17 protein-coding genes are annotated in these 19,188 nt (G+C 70.0%); 10 read left to right on the forward strand and 7 right to left on the reverse strand.

Features of this window, described 5'->3' with window-relative positions; genetic code table 11:
- Positions 1 to 65 precede the first annotated feature (65 nt).
- Positions 66 to 1,400, reverse strand: coding sequence for an MFS transporter (locus tag AC07PU_RS23920; RefSeq protein WP_093340836.1), 1,335 nt, complete (start codon positions 1,398 to 1,400; stop codon positions 66 to 68).
- A 187-nt stretch (positions 1,401 to 1,587) separates the two neighbouring features.
- On the opposite strand from AC07PU_RS23920, the gene cyoA reads away from it, so the two are divergent.
- The 8 genes from cyoA (at position 1,588) to trhA (ending at position 9,220) form a co-directional block, all read left to right on the forward strand.
- Entirely contained in the window at positions 1,588 to 2,622 is a 1,035-nt protein-coding gene (cyoA, locus tag AC07PU_RS23925; RefSeq protein WP_093340838.1) for a ubiquinol oxidase subunit II, read from the forward strand.
- A gap of 2 nt (positions 2,623 to 2,624) precedes the next feature.
- The gene (gene cyoB / locus AC07PU_RS23930; protein WP_398498582.1) at positions 2,625 to 4,628 is read left to right on the forward strand and encodes a cytochrome o ubiquinol oxidase subunit I; all 2,004 of its coding nucleotides are present in this window, start codon (positions 2,625 to 2,627) and stop codon (positions 4,626 to 4,628) included.
- Complete coding sequence (cyoC, locus tag AC07PU_RS23935) at positions 4,621 to 5,289, forward strand: cytochrome o ubiquinol oxidase subunit III (RefSeq protein WP_093340841.1); 669 nt, start codon at positions 4,621 to 4,623, stop codon at positions 5,287 to 5,289. Before cyoB ends, cyoC begins: the two co-directional genes overlap by 8 nt.
- Positions 5,286 to 5,696, forward strand: coding sequence for a cytochrome o ubiquinol oxidase subunit IV (cyoD, locus tag AC07PU_RS23940; protein ID WP_093340843.1), 411 nt, complete (start codon positions 5,286 to 5,288; stop codon positions 5,694 to 5,696). The genes cyoC and cyoD overlap by 4 nt, the downstream gene beginning before the upstream one ends.
- On the forward strand, positions 5,693 to 6,547 hold the full coding sequence (locus AC07PU_RS23945; RefSeq protein WP_495321046.1) for an SURF1 family protein: 855 nt from the start codon (positions 5,693 to 5,695) through the stop codon (positions 6,545 to 6,547). The genes cyoD and AC07PU_RS23945 overlap by 4 nt, the downstream gene beginning before the upstream one ends.
- The gene (locus AC07PU_RS23950; protein WP_495321048.1) at positions 6,531 to 7,916 is read left to right on the forward strand and encodes an ATP-binding protein; all 1,386 of its coding nucleotides are present in this window, start codon (positions 6,531 to 6,533) and stop codon (positions 7,914 to 7,916) included. The genes AC07PU_RS23945 and AC07PU_RS23950 overlap by 17 nt, the downstream gene beginning before the upstream one ends.
- Complete coding sequence (locus tag AC07PU_RS23955) at positions 7,897 to 8,466, forward strand: response regulator transcription factor (protein WP_093340846.1); 570 nt, start codon at positions 7,897 to 7,899, stop codon at positions 8,464 to 8,466. Before AC07PU_RS23950 ends, AC07PU_RS23955 begins: the two co-directional genes overlap by 20 nt.
- Before the next feature lie 64 nt (positions 8,467 to 8,530).
- Entirely contained in the window at positions 8,531 to 9,220 is a 690-nt protein-coding gene (gene trhA, locus AC07PU_RS23960) for a PAQR family membrane homeostasis protein TrhA (RefSeq protein WP_296778787.1), read from the forward strand.
- A 15-nt stretch (positions 9,221 to 9,235) separates the two neighbouring features.
- On the opposite strand, the gene AC07PU_RS23965 is transcribed toward trhA, so the two are convergent.
- The 3 genes from AC07PU_RS23965 to AC07PU_RS23975 form a co-directional block, all read right to left on the reverse strand.
- Entirely contained in the window at positions 9,236 to 9,460 is a 225-nt protein-coding gene (locus tag AC07PU_RS23965) for a SlyX family protein (RefSeq protein ID WP_495321051.1), read from the reverse strand.
- A gap of 72 nt (positions 9,461 to 9,532) precedes the next feature.
- Positions 9,533 to 10,429 carry an SDR family NAD(P)-dependent oxidoreductase gene (locus AC07PU_RS23970; protein ID WP_495321053.1) on the reverse strand — a complete coding sequence of 299 codons (897 nt, stop codon included), beginning with the start codon at positions 10,427 to 10,429 and terminating at the stop codon, positions 9,533 to 9,535.
- A 28-nt stretch (positions 10,430 to 10,457) separates the two neighbouring features.
- A complete protein-coding gene (locus AC07PU_RS23975) occupies positions 10,458 to 11,201 on the reverse strand; it encodes an SDR family oxidoreductase (protein WP_495321055.1) in 744 nt (247 codons plus the stop codon).
- A gap of 123 nt (positions 11,202 to 11,324) precedes the next feature.
- Between AC07PU_RS23975 and AC07PU_RS23980 the strand changes: the two genes are divergently transcribed.
- On the forward strand, positions 11,325 to 12,230 hold the full coding sequence (locus tag AC07PU_RS23980) for a LysR family transcriptional regulator (RefSeq protein WP_495321057.1): 906 nt from the start codon (positions 11,325 to 11,327) through the stop codon (positions 12,228 to 12,230).
- Between the two features lie 31 nt (positions 12,231 to 12,261).
- Here the strand turns inward: AC07PU_RS23980 and AC07PU_RS23985 are convergent, their stop codons facing one another.
- Complete coding sequence (locus tag AC07PU_RS23985; protein ID WP_495321059.1) at positions 12,262 to 13,833, reverse strand: MFS transporter; 1,572 nt, start codon at positions 13,831 to 13,833, stop codon at positions 12,262 to 12,264.
- A 156-nt stretch (positions 13,834 to 13,989) separates the two neighbouring features.
- On the opposite strand from AC07PU_RS23985, the gene AC07PU_RS23990 reads away from it, so the two are divergent.
- A complete protein-coding gene (locus tag AC07PU_RS23990) occupies positions 13,990 to 14,895 on the forward strand; it encodes a LysR family transcriptional regulator (RefSeq protein ID WP_495321061.1) in 906 nt (301 codons plus the stop codon).
- 1 nt (position 14,896) lies between these two features.
- On the opposite strand, the gene AC07PU_RS23995 is transcribed toward AC07PU_RS23990, so the two are convergent.
- Both AC07PU_RS23995 and AC07PU_RS24000 read right to left on the reverse strand, forming a co-directional pair.
- Positions 14,897 to 16,378 carry an AAA family ATPase gene (locus AC07PU_RS23995; RefSeq protein ID WP_495321063.1) on the reverse strand — a complete coding sequence of 494 codons (1,482 nt, stop codon included), beginning with the start codon at positions 16,376 to 16,378 and terminating at the stop codon, positions 14,897 to 14,899.
- A gap of 111 nt (positions 16,379 to 16,489) precedes the next feature.
- Positions 16,490 to 19,006, reverse strand: coding sequence for an ABC transporter permease (locus tag AC07PU_RS24000; protein WP_495321065.1), 2,517 nt, complete (start codon positions 19,004 to 19,006; stop codon positions 16,490 to 16,492).
- Positions 19,007 to 19,188: the final 182 nt, after the last annotated feature.

A 19,188-nucleotide genomic window follows, 5' to 3' on the forward strand; every position in this document is an offset into this window, starting at 1 on the left:
CCCGCCCCGAATGGCGAAGGGGCCGCAAGGGCCCCTTCTCGTGCAACGGATGAGACGGCGCGCGATCAGTCGCGCACCAGCGCCCGGTTCAACCCCAGCGCCGCCAGCGTCCCGGCCGCGCCCGACAGCAGGTACACGCTCACGTAGGCCAGCCCGAAGTGGGCCGACAGCCCCAGTGCGACCAGCGGCGCGAAGGCGGCGCCGATCAGCCAGGCCAGGTCGGTGGTCAGTGCGGCGCCGGTGTAGCGGTACTTGGCCTCGAAGTTGCCGGTCACGGCACCGGCCGCCTGGCCGTACGACAGGCCCAGCAGGATGAAGCCCAGCAGGATGAACACGTCCTGGCCGATCTTGCCGCCGTCGAGCAGCGTGGGCGCGAAGCCGCTGAACACGGCGATCAGGCCCGCGAGGCCGCCCAGCGTGGAGCGGCGGCCGATGCGGTCGGCGATCAGGCCCGAGGCCACGATGCCGCCGGCGCCGAGCACGGCGCCGATCATCTGGATCACCAGGAACTCGGTGATGGCCTGGTTCGAGTACAGCGTGATCCACGACAGCGGGAACACGGTGATCAGGTGGAACAGCGCATAGCTGGCCAGCGCCGCGAAGGCGCCGATCAGCAGGTTCGAGCCCTGCGAGCGCACCAGCTCGACCACGCTGGTGGGCTGCAGCTCGCGCTCCTCGAGCAGGCGCGCGTACTCGTCGGCCGCCACCAGGCGCAGGCGCGCGAACAGCGCCACCACGTTGATCGCGAAGGCCACGTAGAAGGTGTAGCGCCAGCCCCAGTCGAGGAAGTCCTCGAGCGTCAGGCTCGAATAGAGGTACGCGAACAGCGCGCTGGCCACGAAGAAGCCGATCGGCGCGCCGAGCTGGCCCAGCATGGCGTACCAGCCGCGGCGGTTGGCCGGGGCGTTGAGCGCGAGCAGCGAGGGCAGGCCGTCCCACGAGCCGCCGAAGGCCAGGCCCTGGCCGAAGCGGAAGATCGACAGCAGCACGATCGAGGTGAAGCCCAGGCTCGCGTAGCCCGGCAGGAAGGCGATGCCGGCGGTCGAGGTGCCGAGCACGAACAGCGCCAGCGTGAGCTTGGTCTCGCGGCCGAAACGTCGCTGGATCTCCATCGAGATGACAGTTCCGAACGGCCGTGCGATGAAGGCGAAGGAAAAGACCACGAAGGCCCAGAGGGTTCCCTCGAGCCGCTGCTCGAACGGGAAGAAGACCGCCGGGAACACCAGCACCGAGGCGATGCCGTAGACGAAGAAGTCGAAATATTCCGAGGCGCGGCCGATGACCACGCCGACGGCGATCTCGCCCGGGTCGATGCGCGAGTGGTCGTCCTCCGGGGCGCCGGTGTCGGACGTGTGCGGCACAGGCGATGCGCCTTGCGGACTGATGCTGGACGTCGTCATTGGGTTATGTAATTCGGTTGTCACGAAGCGTGACAAAGGTAGGCCATGAAACAGACTCCGAGCGTCTCACCGAACGAGGATTCCCGCCATAGGACAAAACGTCCAATAGCCTGCGGGAACCTTTGGTCGTAGATTGTGGGGTCTTTCGCGCGGCCCTGGCCACCCTTCCGCCCTTCCGTCTCTCGGCATGCCCATCCTCCACACCCTTCGCCGATGGCTCCTGCTGTTGCCCCTCGCCTTCCTGGCGGGCTGCAACACGGTGCTCCTGAATCCCTCCGGCGACATCGCCAACCAGCAAGGACGGCTGATCGTCGTCTCGACCGTGCTGATGCTGATCATCATCATCCCGGTGATCGCACTGACGGTCTTCTTCGCCTGGCGCTACCGCGCCTCGAACAAGGAAGCCATCTACAAGCCGAACTGGGACCACTCGACCCAGCTCGAGCTCGCGATCTGGGCCGCGCCGCTCCTGATCATCATCGCGCTGGGCGCGATCACCTGGATCAGCACCCACACGCTCGACCCCTATCGCCCGCTCAGCCGCATCGACGCGCAGCGCCCGGTCACGGCCGACATCAAGCCGCTGACCGTGGAAGTGGTGGCGCTCGACTGGAAGTGGCTGTTCATCTACCCCGAGCAGGGCTTCGCCACGGTGAACGAACTCGCGGCCCCGGTGGACCGCCCGATCACCTTCAAGATCACCGCCTCGTCGGTGATGAACTCCTTCTTCATTCCCGCGCTGGCCGGCCAGATCTACGCCATGCCCGGCATGGAGACCAAGCTGCACGCGGTCATCAACGCGCCCGGCGAGTTCGACGGCTTCTCGGCCAACTACAGCGGCGCCGGCTTCTCGGGCATGCGCTTCAAGTTCCACGGCCTGAGCAACGCCGACTTCGACCAGTGGGTGCAGAAGGTCAAGTCCAGCCCCGAAGGCGAACTGAGCCGCGAGCGCTACCAGAAGCTCGAAGTGCCGAGCGAGCGTGAGCCGGCGAAGCATTTCGCGAGCGTGTCGCCCGACCTCTACGGCGCCATCCTCAACCGCTGCGTCGACCGCAGCAAGATGTGCATGAGCCAGATGATGGCGATCGACGCCGACGGCGGCCTGGGCAAGCCCGGCGCCTACAACGTCGCGACCGCGCAGCCCTGGCAACCCGACGACATCAATTCGCCCAAGCGTGCGTACGGCAAGTACGTCACGGCGATGTGCACCACCGAAGAATGACGATGCTCCAGAACCTCGACCTGACGAAGCTCGTCTTCGGCCGCCTCACGTGGGAGGCGATCCCCTACCACGAACCGATCCTGCTGGCGACCTTCGCCGCCGTCGTGCTCGGCGGTGTCGCGCTGCTCGGCGCGATCACCTACTTCAAGCTGTGGAGCACGCTGTGGCACGACTGGATCACCAGCATCGACCACAAGAAGATCGGCATCATGTACATCGTGCTGGGCCTGGTGATGCTGCTGCGCGGCTTCGCCGACGCGCTGATGATGCGCGCCCAGCAGGCGGTGGCCTTCGGCGACAACGCCGGCTTCCTGCCGCCGCACCACTACGACCAGATCTTCACCGCCCACGGCGTGATCATGATCTTCTTCGTGGCGATGCCGCTGGTCACGGGCCTGATGAACTTCGTGGTGCCGCTGCAGATCGGCGCGCGCGACGTGGCCTTCCCGTTCCTGAACAACTTCAGCTTCTGGATGACCACCTTCGGCGCCGGCCTCGTGATGGCCTCGCTGTTCGTCGGCGAGTTCGCCAAGACCGGCTGGCTGGCCTACCCGCCGCTGTCGGGCATCCTCTTCAGCCCCGACGTGGGGGTCGACTACTACATCTGGTCGTTGCAGATAGCGGGGGTGGGCACATTGCTCTCGGGCGTGAACCTGCTGGCCACCATCGTGAAGATGCGCGCGCCCGGCATGACCATGATGAAGATGCCCGTCTTCACCTGGACCGCGCTGTGCACCAACGTGCTGATCGTCGCCGCCTTCCCGGTGCTGACCGCCGTGCTGGCCTTGCTGTCGCTCGACCGCTACGTCGGCACCAACTTCTTCACGAACGACATGGGCGGCAACGCCATGATGTACGTGAACCTGATCTGGATCTGGGGCCACCCCGAGGTCTACATCCTGATCCTGCCGGCCTTCGGCATCTTCTCGGAGGTGGTCTCCACCTTCTCGGGCAAGCGCCTGTTCGGCTACGCCTCGATGGTCTACGCCACGGTCGTGATCACGATCCTGTCGTACCTGGTGTGGCTGCACCACTTCTTCACCATGGGCTCGGGCGCCAGCGTGAACTCCTTCTTCGGGATCACGACGATGATCATCTCGATCCCGACCGGGGCGAAGATCTTCAACTGGCTCTTCACCATGTACCGCGGCCGCATCCGCTTCGAGCTGCCGATGATGTGGACCATCGGCTTCATGATCACCTTCGTGATCGGCGGCATGACCGGCGTGCTGCTGGCCGTGCCCCCGGCCGACTTCGTGCTGCACAACAGCCTGTTCCTGATCGCCCACTTCCACAACGTGATCATCGGCGGCGTGCTGTTCGGCATGCTGGCGGGCATCACCTACTGGTTCCCGAAGGCCTTCGGCTACAAGCTCGATCCGTTCTGGGGCAAGTGCTCGTTCTGGTTCTGGATCGTCGGCTTCTGGTTCGCGTTCATGCCGCTGTACATCCTGGGCCTGATGGGTGTGACGCGCCGCATGAGCCACTTCCAGGACATGTCGCTGCAGATCTGGTTCCAGGTCGCCGCCTTCGGCGCCGTGCTGATCGCGCTGGGCATCGCCTCGTTCCTGATCCAGATCGTGGTGAGCTACATCCGCCGCGACTCGCTGCGCGACACCACGGGCGACCCGTGGGACGGTCGCACGCTCGAATGGTCGACCTCGTCGCCGCCGCCGGCCTACAACTTCGCGTTCACGCCGCGCATCCATGACAACGACGCCTGGTCCGACATGAAGGCACGCGGCTACCAGCGTCCGCTGGAAGGCTTCAGCCCGATCCACATGCCCAAGAACACGGCCGCCGGCTTCATCATCGCGGCGCTGAGCGCGGCCTTCGGCTTCGCCATGATCTGGCAGATGTGGCTGGTGGCCGGCGTGAGCTTCTTCGTGATGCTCGTGGCCATCATCGTCCACACCTTCAACTACAAGCGCGACTACCACATCCCCGCGGACGAAGTCGTCCGCACCGAAGACGCTCGCACGCGCCTCCTGGCCGCCCATGTCTAACAGTACCGCCCTCCCCTCCAGCCCCGCCGGCACCCACACCGTGGGCAACGCGCCGAGCGTGCCGACCTTCGAGCTGTTCAACGTCCGCAACGAGGACCACCATCCGGAGAATGGCACCCTGCTCGGGTTCTGGCTCTACCTGATGAGCGACTGCCTCATCTTCGCCTGCCTGTTCGCGGTGTACGGCGTGCTGGGCCGCAGCTACGCGGCCGGCCCCTCGGGCGCCGACCTGTTCGACCTGCCGCTGGTGGCGATCAACACCTCGCTGCTGCTGCTGTCGTCGATCACCTACGGCTTCGCGATGCTCGAGATGCAGAAGCGGCGCATGGGCGGCACGCTGGTGTGGCTGGCCATCACCGGCCTGCTGGGCGCGGGCTTCATCGGCCTCGAGCTCTACGAATTCGCGCACCTGATCCACGAGGGCGCGGGCCCGCAGCGCAGCGCCTTCCTGTCCTCGTTCTTCGCGCTGGTCGGCACCCACGGGCTGCACGTCACCTTCGGCATCGTCTGGCTGATCGTGCTGCTGTTCCAGCTGCCCAAGCACGGCTTCACCGCCGCCAACCGCCGCCGCCTGATGTGCCTGTCGATGTTCTGGCACTTCCTGGACGTCGTCTGGATCGGCGTCTTCACCTTCGTGTACCTGATGGGATCCATGGCATGAGCGCAGCACCCCACGACACCCATGGCCACGGCCATGACGACCACGGCCACGGCGAGCACCACGACGACGGCCCGGTGAGCCACAGCACCTTCAAGGGCTACATGACCGGCTTCGTGCTGGCCGTGATCCTCACGGCCATTCCGTTCTGGCTCGTGATGGGCAAGGTGCTCGACAGCAAGAGCACGACCGCGCTGATCATCCTCGGCTTCGCCGTGGTGCAGATCGTGGTGCACATGGTGTACTTCCTGCACATGGACACCAAGTCCGAAGGCGGCTGGAACATGCTGGCGCTGATCTTCACGCTGGTGCTCGTGGTCATCACGCTGGCCGGTTCGCTGTGGGTCATGTACCACATGAACACCAACATGATGCCGCCGTCGATGCACGACATGAAGAACATGCCTTGAGTGCGCCGGCCACCGACCGCTCGCCCGCCGGCCGCCAGCGCTCCGCGGCCGGGCTCGTGGTGCTGGCGGTCCTCGGGGCCGTACTGTTCGCCGCTTTCTTCGCGCTCGGCACCTGGCAGGTCGAGCGCCGGGCCTGGAAGCTGGCCCTGATCGAGCGCGTCGAGCAGCGCGTGCATGCCGTGCCGGTCGCGCCCCCGGCGCGCGCCGACTGGCCGCGCGTCAATGCCGCCGACGACGAGTACCGCCACGTGCGGCTCTCGGGCACCTTCCTCCACGAGAAAGAGACCCTGGTGCAGGCCAGCACCAACCTCGGCGCCGGCTTCTGGGTGCTGACGCCGCTGCAGACCGCGCGCGGCGTGGTGATGGTCAACCGCGGCTTCGTGCCGCCCGAGGCACGCGAGCGCGCCGCGCGCACCGCGCCCGAGCCGATGGGCGAGACCCAGGTGACGGGCCTGCTGCGCATCAGCGAGCCGCGCGGCGGCTTCCTGCGCAGCAACGATCCGGCCGGCGGGCGCTGGTACTCGCGCGACGTGGCGGCGATCGCCGCGGCGCACGGCATCGCGGCCGACGCGGTGGCGCCCTACTTCATCGACGCCGAGGCCGAGCCCGGCATTCCGCGCGCGCTCGACGGCGCGCCCGCCTGGCCCGCGCCTGGCCTCACCGTCATCGCCTTCCACAACAGCCACCTGGTGTACGCGCTCACCTGGTACGGGCTGGCGCTGATGGTCGCCGCGGGCGCGGTCTTCGTCTGGCGCGACGAGCGCCGGCGCCGCGGCGGCGACAATGCGCGCCATGCCGACGGACAGCCGCACGCCGCCCCCGCTTCCCATCGCGATGCCGACCGCGGCTGACGCGGTCGCGGTCGCCGGCGCGCTGCAGGCGCCGCGCGCGGGCGTGGCCAGCCTGGACAACGCGACCGGCCACAAGAACATGCAGCAGCTGATCCAGCTGCGCTGGTTCGCCGTGGTGGGGCAGGTGGTGACGATCCTGGTGGTGCATTACGGCTACCGCATCCACCTGCCGCTCAACCAGATGCTGCAGGCGCTGACCTGCCTGGCGCTGTTCAATCTCGCGAGCCTGCTGCGCTGGCGCACCCACCGGCGCGTGACCAACGGCGAGCTGATGCTCGCGCTGCTGGTCGACGTGGCGATCCTGACCTCGCTGCTCTACCTGAGCGGCGGCGCCAGCAACCCCTTCGTCTTCCTCTACCTGCTGCAGGTGATCCTGGGCGCGGTGCTGCTCAAGCCCTGGTCGACCTGGACCGTGGTGGGCGTCACCACCCTGTGCTTCGCGGGGCTGGCCCTGTTCTCGCGCCCGCTCTCGCTGCCGCCCGACCACGACCGCGGCCTGTGGAGCCCCTACATCCAGGGCACGCTGGTGTGCTTCGCGCTCAACGCGGCGCTGCTGGTGGTGTTCATCACGCGCATCAGCGGCAACCTGCGCGAGCGCGACGCCAAGCTCGCGGGCCTGCGCCAGCGCGCCGCCGAGGAGGAGCACATCGTGCGCATGGGCCTGCTCGCCTCGGGCGCGGCGCACGAGCTCGGCACGCCGCTGGCCACGCTGGCCGTGATCCTCGGCGACTGGCGCCGGCTGCCGCACTTCAGCTCCGACCCCGAGCTGCTGCAGGAGGTCAGCGAGATGGAGATCCAGATCCAGCGCTGCAAGTCGATCGTCAGCGGCATCCTGCTGTCGGCCGGCGAGGCGCGCGGCGAGTCGTCGGAGGAAACCACGGTCAGCACCTTCCTCGACGACCTGGTCGAGGAGTGGCGCACCACGCGGCCGGTCGGCACCTTCGTCTACGACAACCGCTTCGGCCGCGACCTGCCGATGGTCTCCGACTCGGCGCTCAAGCAGATGATCTGCAACGTGCTCGACAATGCGCTCGAAGCCTCGCCGCACTGGGTGCGGCTCGAGGTGGCGCACGACGGCGACGACCTGCAGCTGGTCGTCACCGACGCCGGCCCCGGCTTCGCGCCCGCGATGCTGGCGCAGTTCGGCAAGCCCTACCAGTCGAGCAAGGGCCGCCCCGGTGGCGGCCTCGGCCTGTTCCTGGTGGTCAACGTGGCGCGCACCGTGGGCGGCCGCGTGGCCGCGCGCAACCGGCCCGAGGGCGGCGCCGCGGTCACGCTGGCGCTGCCGCTCGCGGCCATCGTGCTGGAAGAAGAGGACGACGAGGAAGAGAACATCGGGATGCATGGCCATGACGGAATCCCCCACTGACACCGGCGCCGAGGCCGAGGCCGAACGCCAGCTGCTGATCGTCGAGGACGACGCGGCCTTCGCGCGCACGCTGGGCCGCTCGTTCGAGCGCCGCGGCTACACCGTGCTGCACGCGAGCAACCTCGAGGACGTGGAGGACCTGCTGCGCCACCATGCGCCGGGCTACGCGGTGGTCGACCTCAAGCTCAACGGCGAGGCCTCGGGCCTGGCCTGCGTGCAGACGCTGCACCGGCACGACGCCAAGACGCTGATCGTGGTGCTGACCGGCTTCGCGAGCATCGCCACTGCGGTCGAGGCGATCAAGCTCGGCGCCTGCCACTACCTGGCCAAGCCCTCGAACACCGACGACATCGAGGCCGCCTTCGGCCGCGCGGTCGGCACCACCGAGGTCGAGCTGACCAACCGCTCGACCTCGATCAAGACCCTCGAATGGGAACGCATCCACGAGACCCTGGCCGAGACCGGCTTCAACATCTCCGAGACCGCGCGCCGGCTCGGCATGCACCGGCGAACGCTCGCGCGCAAGCTCGGCAAGCAGCAGGTCAAGTAGCGGCCCCGGCGGCGCGACATCGAGGAACCCACGGCAAGCACCGACACTCTTTCTTGGGATGACCATGCACCCGACACCAACGCCCGCCCCTGTCGCCGCCCGCCGCGCCGCGCCCGTGGTGCGCGACCAGACCACGCTCGAGGAGATCTTCAACGCGCTGAGCCATGGCCTCGGGCTGCTGCTGGCAATCGCCTCGCTGCCGATCCTGGTCTACAGCGCGGCGCAGAAGGGCACCGCGGCCGGCATCGTCGGCGCCAGCCTGTTCGCCGGCACCGCGATCGTGCTGTACCTGATCTCCACGCTCTACCACGCGCTGCCGATGGGCCGCGCCAAGGCCTGGTTCAACCGCTTCGACCATGCCGCGATCTACCTGTTCATCGCGGGCAGCTACATGCCCTTCGTGCTCGGCGTGCTGCGCGGGCCCTGGGGCTGGACGCTGTTCGGCGCGATCTGGGCCGCGGCGGCGCTGGGCGTGGGCGCCAAGCTGTTCGACCGGCTCAAGCATCCGCTGTGGTCCACCGGCCTCTACGTGGCGATGGGCTGGATGGCGCTGATGGCGGCGGTGCCGCTGGTGGAGCGCATGTCGGGCGCGGGCCTGGGCTGGCTGGTGGCCGGCGGCCTGTTCTACACCGCGGGCGCGGTGGTCTTCCTGTTCGATTCCAAGGTGCGCTTCGCCCACTTCGTCTGGCACCTGTTCGTGCTCGCGGGCAGCACCTGCCACTTCTTCGCCGTGCTCTGGCACGCGCACGGCTGAGCTGGCGATTCGGCTTCAGTAGTGCGGCGGCAGCTCGTCGCGCAGGTTGCGCGACGCGCCGCCCTGGCCCGCGGCCTGCACCTGCTCGCGCAGCTGCCCCAGCTGGGCCAGCAGGCCGTCGATCTGCTGCTGCTGGCGGTAGACCGTGAGGTTGAGCTGCTCGAGCAGATCCTCGGCATAGCTGGCCTTGATCTCGAGCGCGTCGAGCCGTTCGGTGACGTCGTGGGGCGAATGTTCCATGGCGCTATTGGACAGGAAGACCGGCCGCGGTTTCGTGACGATTCCAGGCACCGGCCTCGACCCCCACCAAGCTCAGCGCTGTACCTTCGCCTCGAGCAGGTCGGCCATGCCGATGCGGTGCGCGAACTCGATGCGCACGCGCTCCGACACCTCGAACACCTCGGCCGCGCCGTCGTTCACGAAGTCGATCACCGGCCGCATCGGCCGCTGGCCCGCGGGCAGGCCCACGATGCGCACGATCTCGTCGGCCACCGCCTGCGGATCGGCATGGTCGGGCGTCAGCGCCGAGAGCTTCGCGCCGATCTGGTCCATCAGCCCGTCGTAGCGGCCATAGGCCGCGGCCGTGGCCGCGTCGGCCGGCCTGCCCGCGCTCGGGAAGTGGTCGGTGCCGCGCGTGAACGCGCCCGGCACCACGATCGAGGTCTCGATGCCGAAGCGCGCGATCTCGTAGGCCAGGGTCACGGCGAGCGAATCCATCGCCGCCTTGGCCGCGCCGTAGGGCCCCATGAACGGCGGGAAGCCGCCCTTGGTGGTGGTGCTGCTGATCCACAGCATCAGGCCCGACTCCTGCCGCCGCAGGTAGGGCAGCACCGCGCGGTTGACGCGCTGCGCGCCGAGCACGTTGGTGTCGAACACCTTCACGATCTCCTCGGGCGTGAAGGCCTCGGTGGGACCGACCACCAGGTGGCCGGCGTTCTGCATCACCACGTCGAGCTGGCCCTGCTCGCGCACGATCGTCGCGGCGGCGGCATCGGCCGAGTCCTGCGACAGCACGTCGAGTTCGAGCGGATGCAGCTCGAGCCCCTTGGCCGCCGCCAGCGCGCGCAGTTCGGCCGCGCGCGGCGCGTTGCGTCCCGCGATGTCGCGCATCGAGGCGTAGACGACGTGGCCCGCCTCGGCGAGCGACCGGGCGCTGAGCTTGCCGATGCCGGTGCCGGCGCCCGTGACGAGGATGATCTGCTTGTTCATGAGGCTTCTCCTTCGATGGATGAAAGGCTCAGGCCAGGCCGCCGTTGGCGCGCAGGATCTGGCCGTTGACCCAGCCCGCGTCGGGACCGGCGAGGAACGAGACCACCGAGGCGATGTCCCCGGGCTGGCCCAGGCGCTGCAGCGGCGGCATCTTGGCGAAGGCCTGGATCTGCTCCTCGGTCTTGCCGTCGAGGAACAGCGAGGTGGCGATCGGGCCCGGCGCGACGGCGTTCACCGTCACGTTGCGGCCGCGCAGCTCCTTCGCGAACACGTGCGTGAAGGCTTCGACCGAGGCCTTGGTGGCGTTGTAGATCGCATAGCCAGGCATGTTCAGCGCCAGCGTGGTGCTCGAGAAATTGACGATGCGGCCGCCCTCGGCGAGGCGCTTGGCGGCCTCGCGCAGCGTGTTGAAGGTGCCGCGCACGTTGATGTCGAAGACCTGGTCGTAGAGCGCGTCGTCGTGCTCGGCCAGCGGCACGGTCTTGAGGATGCCGGCGTTGTTGACCAGCACGTCGACGCGGCCCAGCTGCTGCTCGACGCTGTCGAACATGCGGCGCACCTCGTCGGCGCTGGCGACGTCGGCGCGCACGGCGATGGCCCGGCCGCCCGCGGCCTGCAACCGGGCGACCAGCGCCTCGGCCAGCGCCGGGCTCGAGGCGTAGTTGACGGCGACGGCGAAACCGTCGGCCGACAGGCGCTGCGCGATGGCGGCGCCGATGCCGCGCGATGCGCCGGTGACGATCGCGACCTTGGGGTTGGAAGAGGGGTTCATGGCGTGTTTCCTTGCGGTGGGTGGTTGGTGAGACGAATCTTCGATCGTTCCGCCCAAAAGATAATCACCGCCAAATCGCCATTACCATTCCATCCACTTCAACAATAGACCGACGGCGCCGCCATGGACCGCTTCCAGGAAATGCAGGCCTTCGTGCGCATCGCCGAGCGCCAGAGCTTCACCCAGGCCTCGGAAGACCTTCGGATTCCGCGCGCCACCGTCACCAACCTGATCAAGCGCGTCGAGCAGCGCATCGGCACCCGGCTGCTCGAGCGCACCACGCGCACCGTGCGGCTCACGCAGGACGGCGAGGCCTACTACCGCCGCTGCGTTCGCCTGCTGGCCGACGTGGAGGAGGCCGAGGGGCTGTTCCGCGACACGGCGCCCAAGGGGCTGCTGCGCGTCAACCTGCAGGGCACGCTGGCGCGGCATTTCGTGGTGCCGGCGCTGCCGGACTTCCTGGCGCGCCATCCCGAGCTGACGCTGCACATCGGCGAGGACGACCGGCTGATCGACCTGGTGCGCGAGGGCGTCGACTGCGTGCTGCGCGCCGGCACGCTGCAGGACTCCTCGATGGTCGGGCGCCGCATCGCGCTGCTGCCGCAGGTCACGGTGGCGAGCCCCGGCTACCTGGCGCGGCATGGCGAGCCGGCCGATCCCACGGCGCTGGCCGCGCCCGGCTCGACGCACCGTGCGGTCGACTACCTCTCGAGCGCCACCGGCAAGCCGGTGCCGCTCGAATTCACCGTCGACGGCCGCGTGAGCACGCTGCAGCTGCCGGCCACCGTGTCGGTCACCGGCACCGACCTCTACACCGGCTCGGCTGTCGCGGGCCTGGGGCTGGTGCAGGTGCCGCGCTACCGCGTGGCCGCGGAGCTGGCCGACGGGCGGCTGAAGGTGGTGCTCGACGGCTTCGCGCCGCCGCCGATGCCGGTGTCGGTGCTGTATTCGCAGCACCGGCAGCTGTCGGCGCGCGTGCGCGTGTTCACGCAGTGGCTGCGGGAGGTGTTCGAGGCGGCCGCGCTGTGACGCCCGCGCGACGGCTTCACCAAGGTGGCGGCTAGGAGGCGGGGCAGTTGAGCGCCGCCTCCGCCCCCTGCGCCTGCTCCTCGCCGCGCAGGAACGCGAACACCACCACCGCCGTCAGCACCGTCACGGCCGCGAGCCCCAGCAGCAGCGCGGCGAAGGCATCGCCATACACCTGCAGCACCGCGGCGCGGTCCAGGCCCGGCAGCAGCGCGAGCGCCTGCTGCAGGCCGCCGGTCGTGACCTGCTGCGCGGCCTGCGAGGCGGCCGACGATCCCGAGGCCACGGCGCCGATGCCCGGCAGGTGCGCCAGCCGCGCCGCCACCAGCGCCGTCAGCGCCGCCCCCACCAGCGCGAGCGCGATGCCCTCGCCCGCCACGCGCACCGTGTTGAAGATGCCCGAGGCCATGCCCGCGCGCTCGCGCGGCACGACGCCGACCGCGAGCCCGTCCATCAGGCCCCAGGGCAGGCCGATGCCGCCGCCGATCAGCAGCAGGGGCAGCAGCAGTTCGCGCGGTGCCGCACCCGGCGCACAGCGGCCCAGCGCGTACAAGCCGACGGCGCAGACCAGCAGTCCCACGGCCGAGATGGCGCCGGCCGGGAAGCGGTGCGCGAGCCAGGCGGCCAGGGTCGGTACGACCAGGATCGGCCCCGACAGCGCGAGCATCAGCCGGCCGGTCTCGGCCACGTCGCGCCCCTCGAGCCCGACGAAGCGGATCGGCAGCAGCACCAGCAGCACGACGAAGGCATAGGCCGGCGCGCTCGCGAGCAGCTGCACGCCGACGAAGCGCGGATAGCGGAACAGCGTCAGGTCGAGCATCGGATGCGCGACGCGGCGCTCGATCGCGACGAAGACGAGGCCCAGCAGCACGGCGCCGGCCAGCGCGCCGATCACCCAGGGGCTGCCCCAGCCGCTGTCGGGCGCCTGCAGCACGCCCAGCGTCAGCAGGCTCAGCGCGCCGGTGAAGCTCAGGGTGCCGGGCACGTCGAGGCCCATGGCCTGCGGGTTGCGCGACTCGCGCATGCACGCCGCGCCGATGAGCAGCGCCGCCAGGCTCACGAGCGCGGGGCTCCACATCACGGCCTGCCAGCCGAAGCGCTCGCCGAGCCAGCCCGCGAGCAGCGCGCCAGAGGCCAGGCCGGCGCCGAACGAGGTGCCGATCAGGCTGAAGGCGCGCGTGCGCGCCGCGCCGTCGAAGACCTGCGCCAGCGCGGCGGTGCCGGCGGCGAAGGCCGCGGCCGCACCGAGCCCCTGCGCGGCGCGCGCGAGGTCGAACCACACGATGCCGGGCGCGCACACCGCGAACAGGCTGCCGAGCAGGATCAGCAGCAGCCCGAGCACGAACACGCGCTTGCGCCCGTAGGCATCGGCCAGCGCGCCAGCCGCCATCAGCGTGCCGCCGAAGCTCAGCATGAAGGCATTGGTGACCCAGTTGAGCTGCACCGGGCTGCCGCCCAGCGCGGCATGGATCGCGGGCAGCGCCACGGCCGGGCCGGTGAAGCTCAGCGGCATGCCGATCGCGGCCAGGCAGACGGCGGCGAGCAGCCAGTACGGATGCGGCGCCGGGGATGACGAAGACGCCGACGAAGACAAGGAAGAAGACATGGACACCCTTCACGCAGGACCGAAGACAGGGCCGGGCGGCGCCGGCCCGGAGGCCCGGCCGACGCCCTCATCGGCGTGAAGAGAAGATAAAAATGATTGAATGCAAAGAGAATGGGCGCACAACTCCACTCACTCCCAACCTGAGGTTGCCAATCGATGGACAGTTTCAGCGGCCTCGAATCCTTCGTGCGGGCGGCCGACCTGCTGAGCTTCGCCAAGGCGGGGCGCCTGCTCGGCATCTCCGCCTCGGCGGTCGGCAAGAACGTGGCGCGGCTCGAGCAGCAGCTCGGGCTGCGGCTGTTCAACCGCACCACGCGCCAGGTGCGGCTCACGCAGGAAGGCGCCATGTTCCACGAGCGCTGCCGCCGCATCCTCGACGAGCTCGACGATGCGCGCGCGATGATGCAGGACGCCGTCGCCCAGCCGCGCGGCCGGCTGCGCGTGAGCCTGCCGACCATCGGCTACCGCTTCCTGCTGCCGATGCTGCCGGACTTCCAGGTCCGCTATCCGCAGATCGAGCTCGACCTCGACTTCAACGACCGGCTGGTCGACGTGATCGCCGAGGGCGTGGACGTGGCGATCCGCAGCGGCGAGCTGGTCGATTCGGGGCTGGTGGCGCGCGGCCTCGGGCCGTTCCGCTTCCTGCTGGTGGCCGCGCCGGCCTACCTCGCGCGCCATGGCGTGCCGCAGCAGCCGGCCGAGCTCGCCGGCCATGCCTGCCTGCGCTACAAGTTCGTCACCGGCACGCGCATCGAGGACTGGACCCTGCCGGGCCTGCCCGAGCGGCTGCCCTGCACGATGCTGTGCAACAACATGGAGGCCATGCTCGGCGCCGCCGTCGCCGGGCTCGGCATCGGCTTCATGCCCGACTTCCTCGCGCGCGATGCGCTGACGCGCGGCGAGCTGCAGCGCGTGCTCGCGCCCCACGTCACGCACCGCGGCCAGTTCTCGGCACTGTGGCCGTCGAGCCGGCAGCTGTCGCCGAAGGTGCGCGCCTTCGTGGACTTCGCGGTCGAGCGGATGTTTCCGCCGCCGACCGACGAAGGCGACGGGCGCGACTGACTCAGGCGGCCGCGGCGGCCACCGCCGGTTCGGCTGGCACGGTCGCTGCGGCCGACTCGGACACCGCGGCCGGCGGCTCCTGCGCCAGATCGAACAGCGCACCGATCCGCGCGTTGCCGGTGATCGCCGCCAGCTCGCGGCTGCTCAGCGTGGTGCCCGCGCCGCCCTCGAGCTGCGCGATCCGCACCGAGGCCTTCTCGCCGGCCGGCACCATGAAGGGCGAGTGCGTGGTGTAGACGATCTGCTGCGCGAAGTCCTGCTCGAAGTGCGCGAGCAGGTCGGCCTGCGAGCGCGGATGCAGGTGCAGGCCGGGCTCGTCGAGCAGCAGCACGATGGCGCCGTCACCTTGCTCGCCGGCCTCGCCGCGCAGGCCCGCGAAGAAGGCAACGTGGAATGCGAAGAACCACTGGAAGCCACGGCTGCGCTCGTCGAGCCCGACCTCGACCTCGTAGGCGCCGCCCGGGTCGGACACCAGCGTGTCGAACTCGTCGCCGTCGAGGTTGAAGCGCACCTTGAGCGGCCGGTCCTTCCACAGCCGGCGGATCTCGGCGGTCATCGCCGCGCCCGCGCGGTTCACGAGCTGGTTGCGCGTGGCCTGGTCGCCGCGCTCGTGCAGCGCATGCAGCTCGCGCGGATCGAGGCCGGCGGCGCGGCACAGGGTGCCGAAGCTGCGCTGCGCGCTCGAGAGATGGTCGCGCGCCTCGCTCGAGAGGTAGTCGGCGATGTTCTGGCGGCCCTGCAGCGCGGGGTACTCGTCGACGAACACGAAGCGCGGCAGCCGCTCGAGGATCCACGCCTTGGCGCGCGCGAGCGCGGGCCCGTCGCTGACGATCGACAGCGACAGCTCCTCGAGCTCGGTCACCATCTGCGCGGGCTTGTCGGCCAGCTCGGCACCGGCCGCGGCCAATGCCTGGCGCAGTGCTGCCAGCGCCAGCTGCGCACCCTCGGACCACTTGAGCAGGTCGGGGTTGAGGATCATCGCGCCGTCGAAGGCATCGGCCGCCTGCTCGAGCGGCGCGCGCAGTTCGTCGGCCAGCTTCTCGGCCGCGGCCTTCACGGCCGGCACGATCTTGCGGATCTTGCCCTTGGCATCGCCGACGTCGATCGACAGGTCGCCCAGGCCCTCGAGGCCGGCCCAGCGCGCGGGGCCATAGCCACGGCCCGCCGTCACGTGGCTCACGCCCGAGGCGCGCGGCAGCATGCGCACCAGCTCGGCCTGCTCCTGCGGCTCGAGGCGCCAGCGCGTGTGGACCACGGGCGTGTCGGCCGTGCATTCGCTCAGGCGGCGATGGCGCGGAAAGTTCTTGATCGGGCTCAGCGCGCTGACCGGCCCCTCGGCCGGGTTCAGGCTGTGCAGCGCGCGCAGCAGGTTGGATTTGCCGGTGTCGTTGCGGCCGAGGATCGTGGTGATCCGGGAGAGTTCGATGGGACCGCTGTCGTTGATCGAGCGAAAGTGGGTGATCTGGAAGGACGCCAGGCGCATGCGGGAAAGTCGATTCACAAAAAAGCAGGGCCGGGGAATGTAGTGCACTCCCGGCCCCTTTCCGATCGGCGCGCGAAAAAAATCGGCGCGATGCCTTGCTTGCGACTCAGCTCATTCGGCCGCGCGCCGCAGCGTCTCGACCACCGGCCGGCGCAGCACCTCGCGCAGCCCCCACCAGCCCGCGCCCAGCGCGAGCACCGCACCGGCCAGCGCGCCGGCCACGGGCACGAGCGGCGAGGCGGTCCAGGTGAACTCGAACACGAAGCGCGCCAGGCCCCAGCCGATCACCGAGGCCACGATGCTCGCGAGGAAGCCCGCGAGCAATCCCACGCCCGCGAGCTCGGCGCGCTGCACCTGGCGCAGCAGGCTGGCGCGCGCGCCCACCGCGCGCATCACGGCGAATTCGCGCGCGCGCTCCTCGCGCGTGGCGGTGACGGCCGCGAACAGCACCACCAGCCCGGCCGCGAGCGTGAAGCCGAACAGGAACTCGACCGCGCGGATCACCTGGTCGAGCACCGTCTGCACCTGGTTGATGGTGGCGCTCATGTCGACGTTGGTCACGTTCGGGAAGGCGCGCACCAGCGCGTTGTCGAAGCCCTTGGTCTCGGGTGCGCGGAAGGCGCCCATGTAGGTGGTCGGCACGTCGGGCAGCGAGGGCACCGTGTACATCACGAAGAAGTTGGCGTGCAGCGAGCCCCAGTCGACCTTGCGCAGCGAGGTGATGCGCGCGTCGTTCTGCATGCCGCCGATGTCGAAGCGCAGGCGGTCGCCGAGCTTCAGGCCCAGCGTCTCGGCCAGGCCTTCCTCCACGCTCGCCTCGCCCTGCGCGCCGGGCGTCCAGCGGCCGGCCACGATGCTGTTGTGCGCGGGCGCCTCGGCGCTGTTGCTGAGGTTGAACTCGCGGTCCACCAGCCGCTTGGCGCGATCCTCGGTGTAGTCGTCGGGCGTCACGGGCTTGTCGTTGATCGCGATCAGGCGGCCGCGGATCATCGGGTACCAGTCGAACTTGTCGACGCCGCCATTGCGCAACGCCTTCTGGAAGGCCTCGCTCTGGTCGGGCATCACGTTGATGACGAAGCGGTTGGGCGCATCGGGCGGCGTGGCCTTGCGCCAGCTCGCCACCAGGTCGGTGCGCAGCAGCACCAGCAGCACCAGCGCCAGCAGGCCGACCGCGAGCGCGCTGACCTGCACCACCGCATAGGCCGGCCGCGCCGAGATCTGCCGCGTGGCCAGCACCAGCCAGCGCGGCGCGGTGGTCTCGTTGACGCTGCGCCGCAGCAGCTTGACCGCGAGCCAGCTCAAGAGCGCGAACACCGCCACCGCGCCCGCGAAGCCGCCGACCGCGATCAGGCCCAGCTTGATGTCGCTGCTGGCCGCCATCAGCAGCGCCGCGAAGCCCGCCACGCCGATGCCCAGCACCGCGAGCGAGGCCGGCTTGAGCCCGCCCACGTCGCGCCGGATCACGCGCAGCGGCGGCACGCGCGCGAGCTGCAGCACCGGCGGCAGCCCGAAGGCGAACAGCAGCGTGAGACCCATGCCGAGGCCGAAGGCCGCGGGCCACAGCGTGGCCGAGGGCAGCGCGGTCTCGACCAGGCCCGCGAGCAGCAGCACGAACACGTAGTGCACGCCGAAGCCGATCGCCACGCCGAGCGCGCTGGCCACCAGCCCGACCACCGCGAACTCGAAGGCATAGGCCCAGGCGATGGTGCGCTGGCTCTGGCCCAGCACGCGCAGCATCGCGCAGTCGTCGAGGTGGTTGGCCGCGAAGCCGCGCGCGGCCAGCGCCACCGCCACCGCCGACAGCAGCGCCGCCAGCAGCGCCACCAGGCTCAGGAATTTCTCGGCGCGGTCCAGCGTCTGGCGCATCTCGGGCCGGCCGCTCTCGAAGGAGTCGAGCCGCACGCCGCGCAGCTCGCCCTTCTTGATCTGCGCCTCGGACCAGTCGACGAAGCGCTTCACCGCCGCATCGGGCCCCGCCACCGCGAGCCGGTAGCCCACGCGGCTGGCCGGCTGCACGAGGCCGGTGCGCGGCACGTCGGCCTGGTTGAGCATCACGCGCGGCGAGAAGCTCATGAAGCCCGCGCCGCGATCGGGCTCGAGCGTGATGACGCGGCCGACGCGCAGGCCGGTGTCGCCCAAGAGCAGCGTGTCGCCGACCTTGAGCGCGAGCGAGTCCAGCAGCGAGGCATCGACCCAGACCTCGCCCGGTGCCGGCACGTCGCGCGTGACTGCGCCCGGCGCGCCGAGGGCCGTGGCCGTCTGCACGTTGCCGCGCAGCGGATAGCCCTCGGCCACCGCCTTCAGCGCCACCAGCTTGCTCGCGCCGCCCTGCGCGTCGTCGGCCCGCGCCATGGTCGGAAATCCGTAGGTGCCCGCGGACTGCAGCCCCAGCGAGCGGGCCTGCGCCACGAAGGCCTCGGGCGTCGGGTTGTCGCTGACGATCACCGCGTCGCCGCCCAGCAGCTGGCGCGCGTCGCGCTTCAGGCCGCCCTGCAACCGGTCGGCGAAGAAGCCGACGGCCGTGAGCGCGGCCACGGCCAGCAGCACGGCGACGATCAACAGGCGCAGCTCGCCGGCGCGCAGGTCGCGCCAGAGCGTGCGCCAACCCAGGCGGAGGGAAGCGTTCATGGCCGCGACGATAGCCGAGCGACCCGGCGGGCCGCGCATCCGAGGGTTATTGCGGCCCTCTCCTACCCGCCGCGGCCTTGATCGCGGACAGTTGCTGAAGCATGATGCAACAAACATCCAGCCTCCACGGACCGGCAATGGCGCCAGGTCCGGGCCGGCCGGAACAAGAAGAATCCATCGCC

This window comes from Variovorax sp. GW821-FHT10D07 (assembly GCF_059415325.1).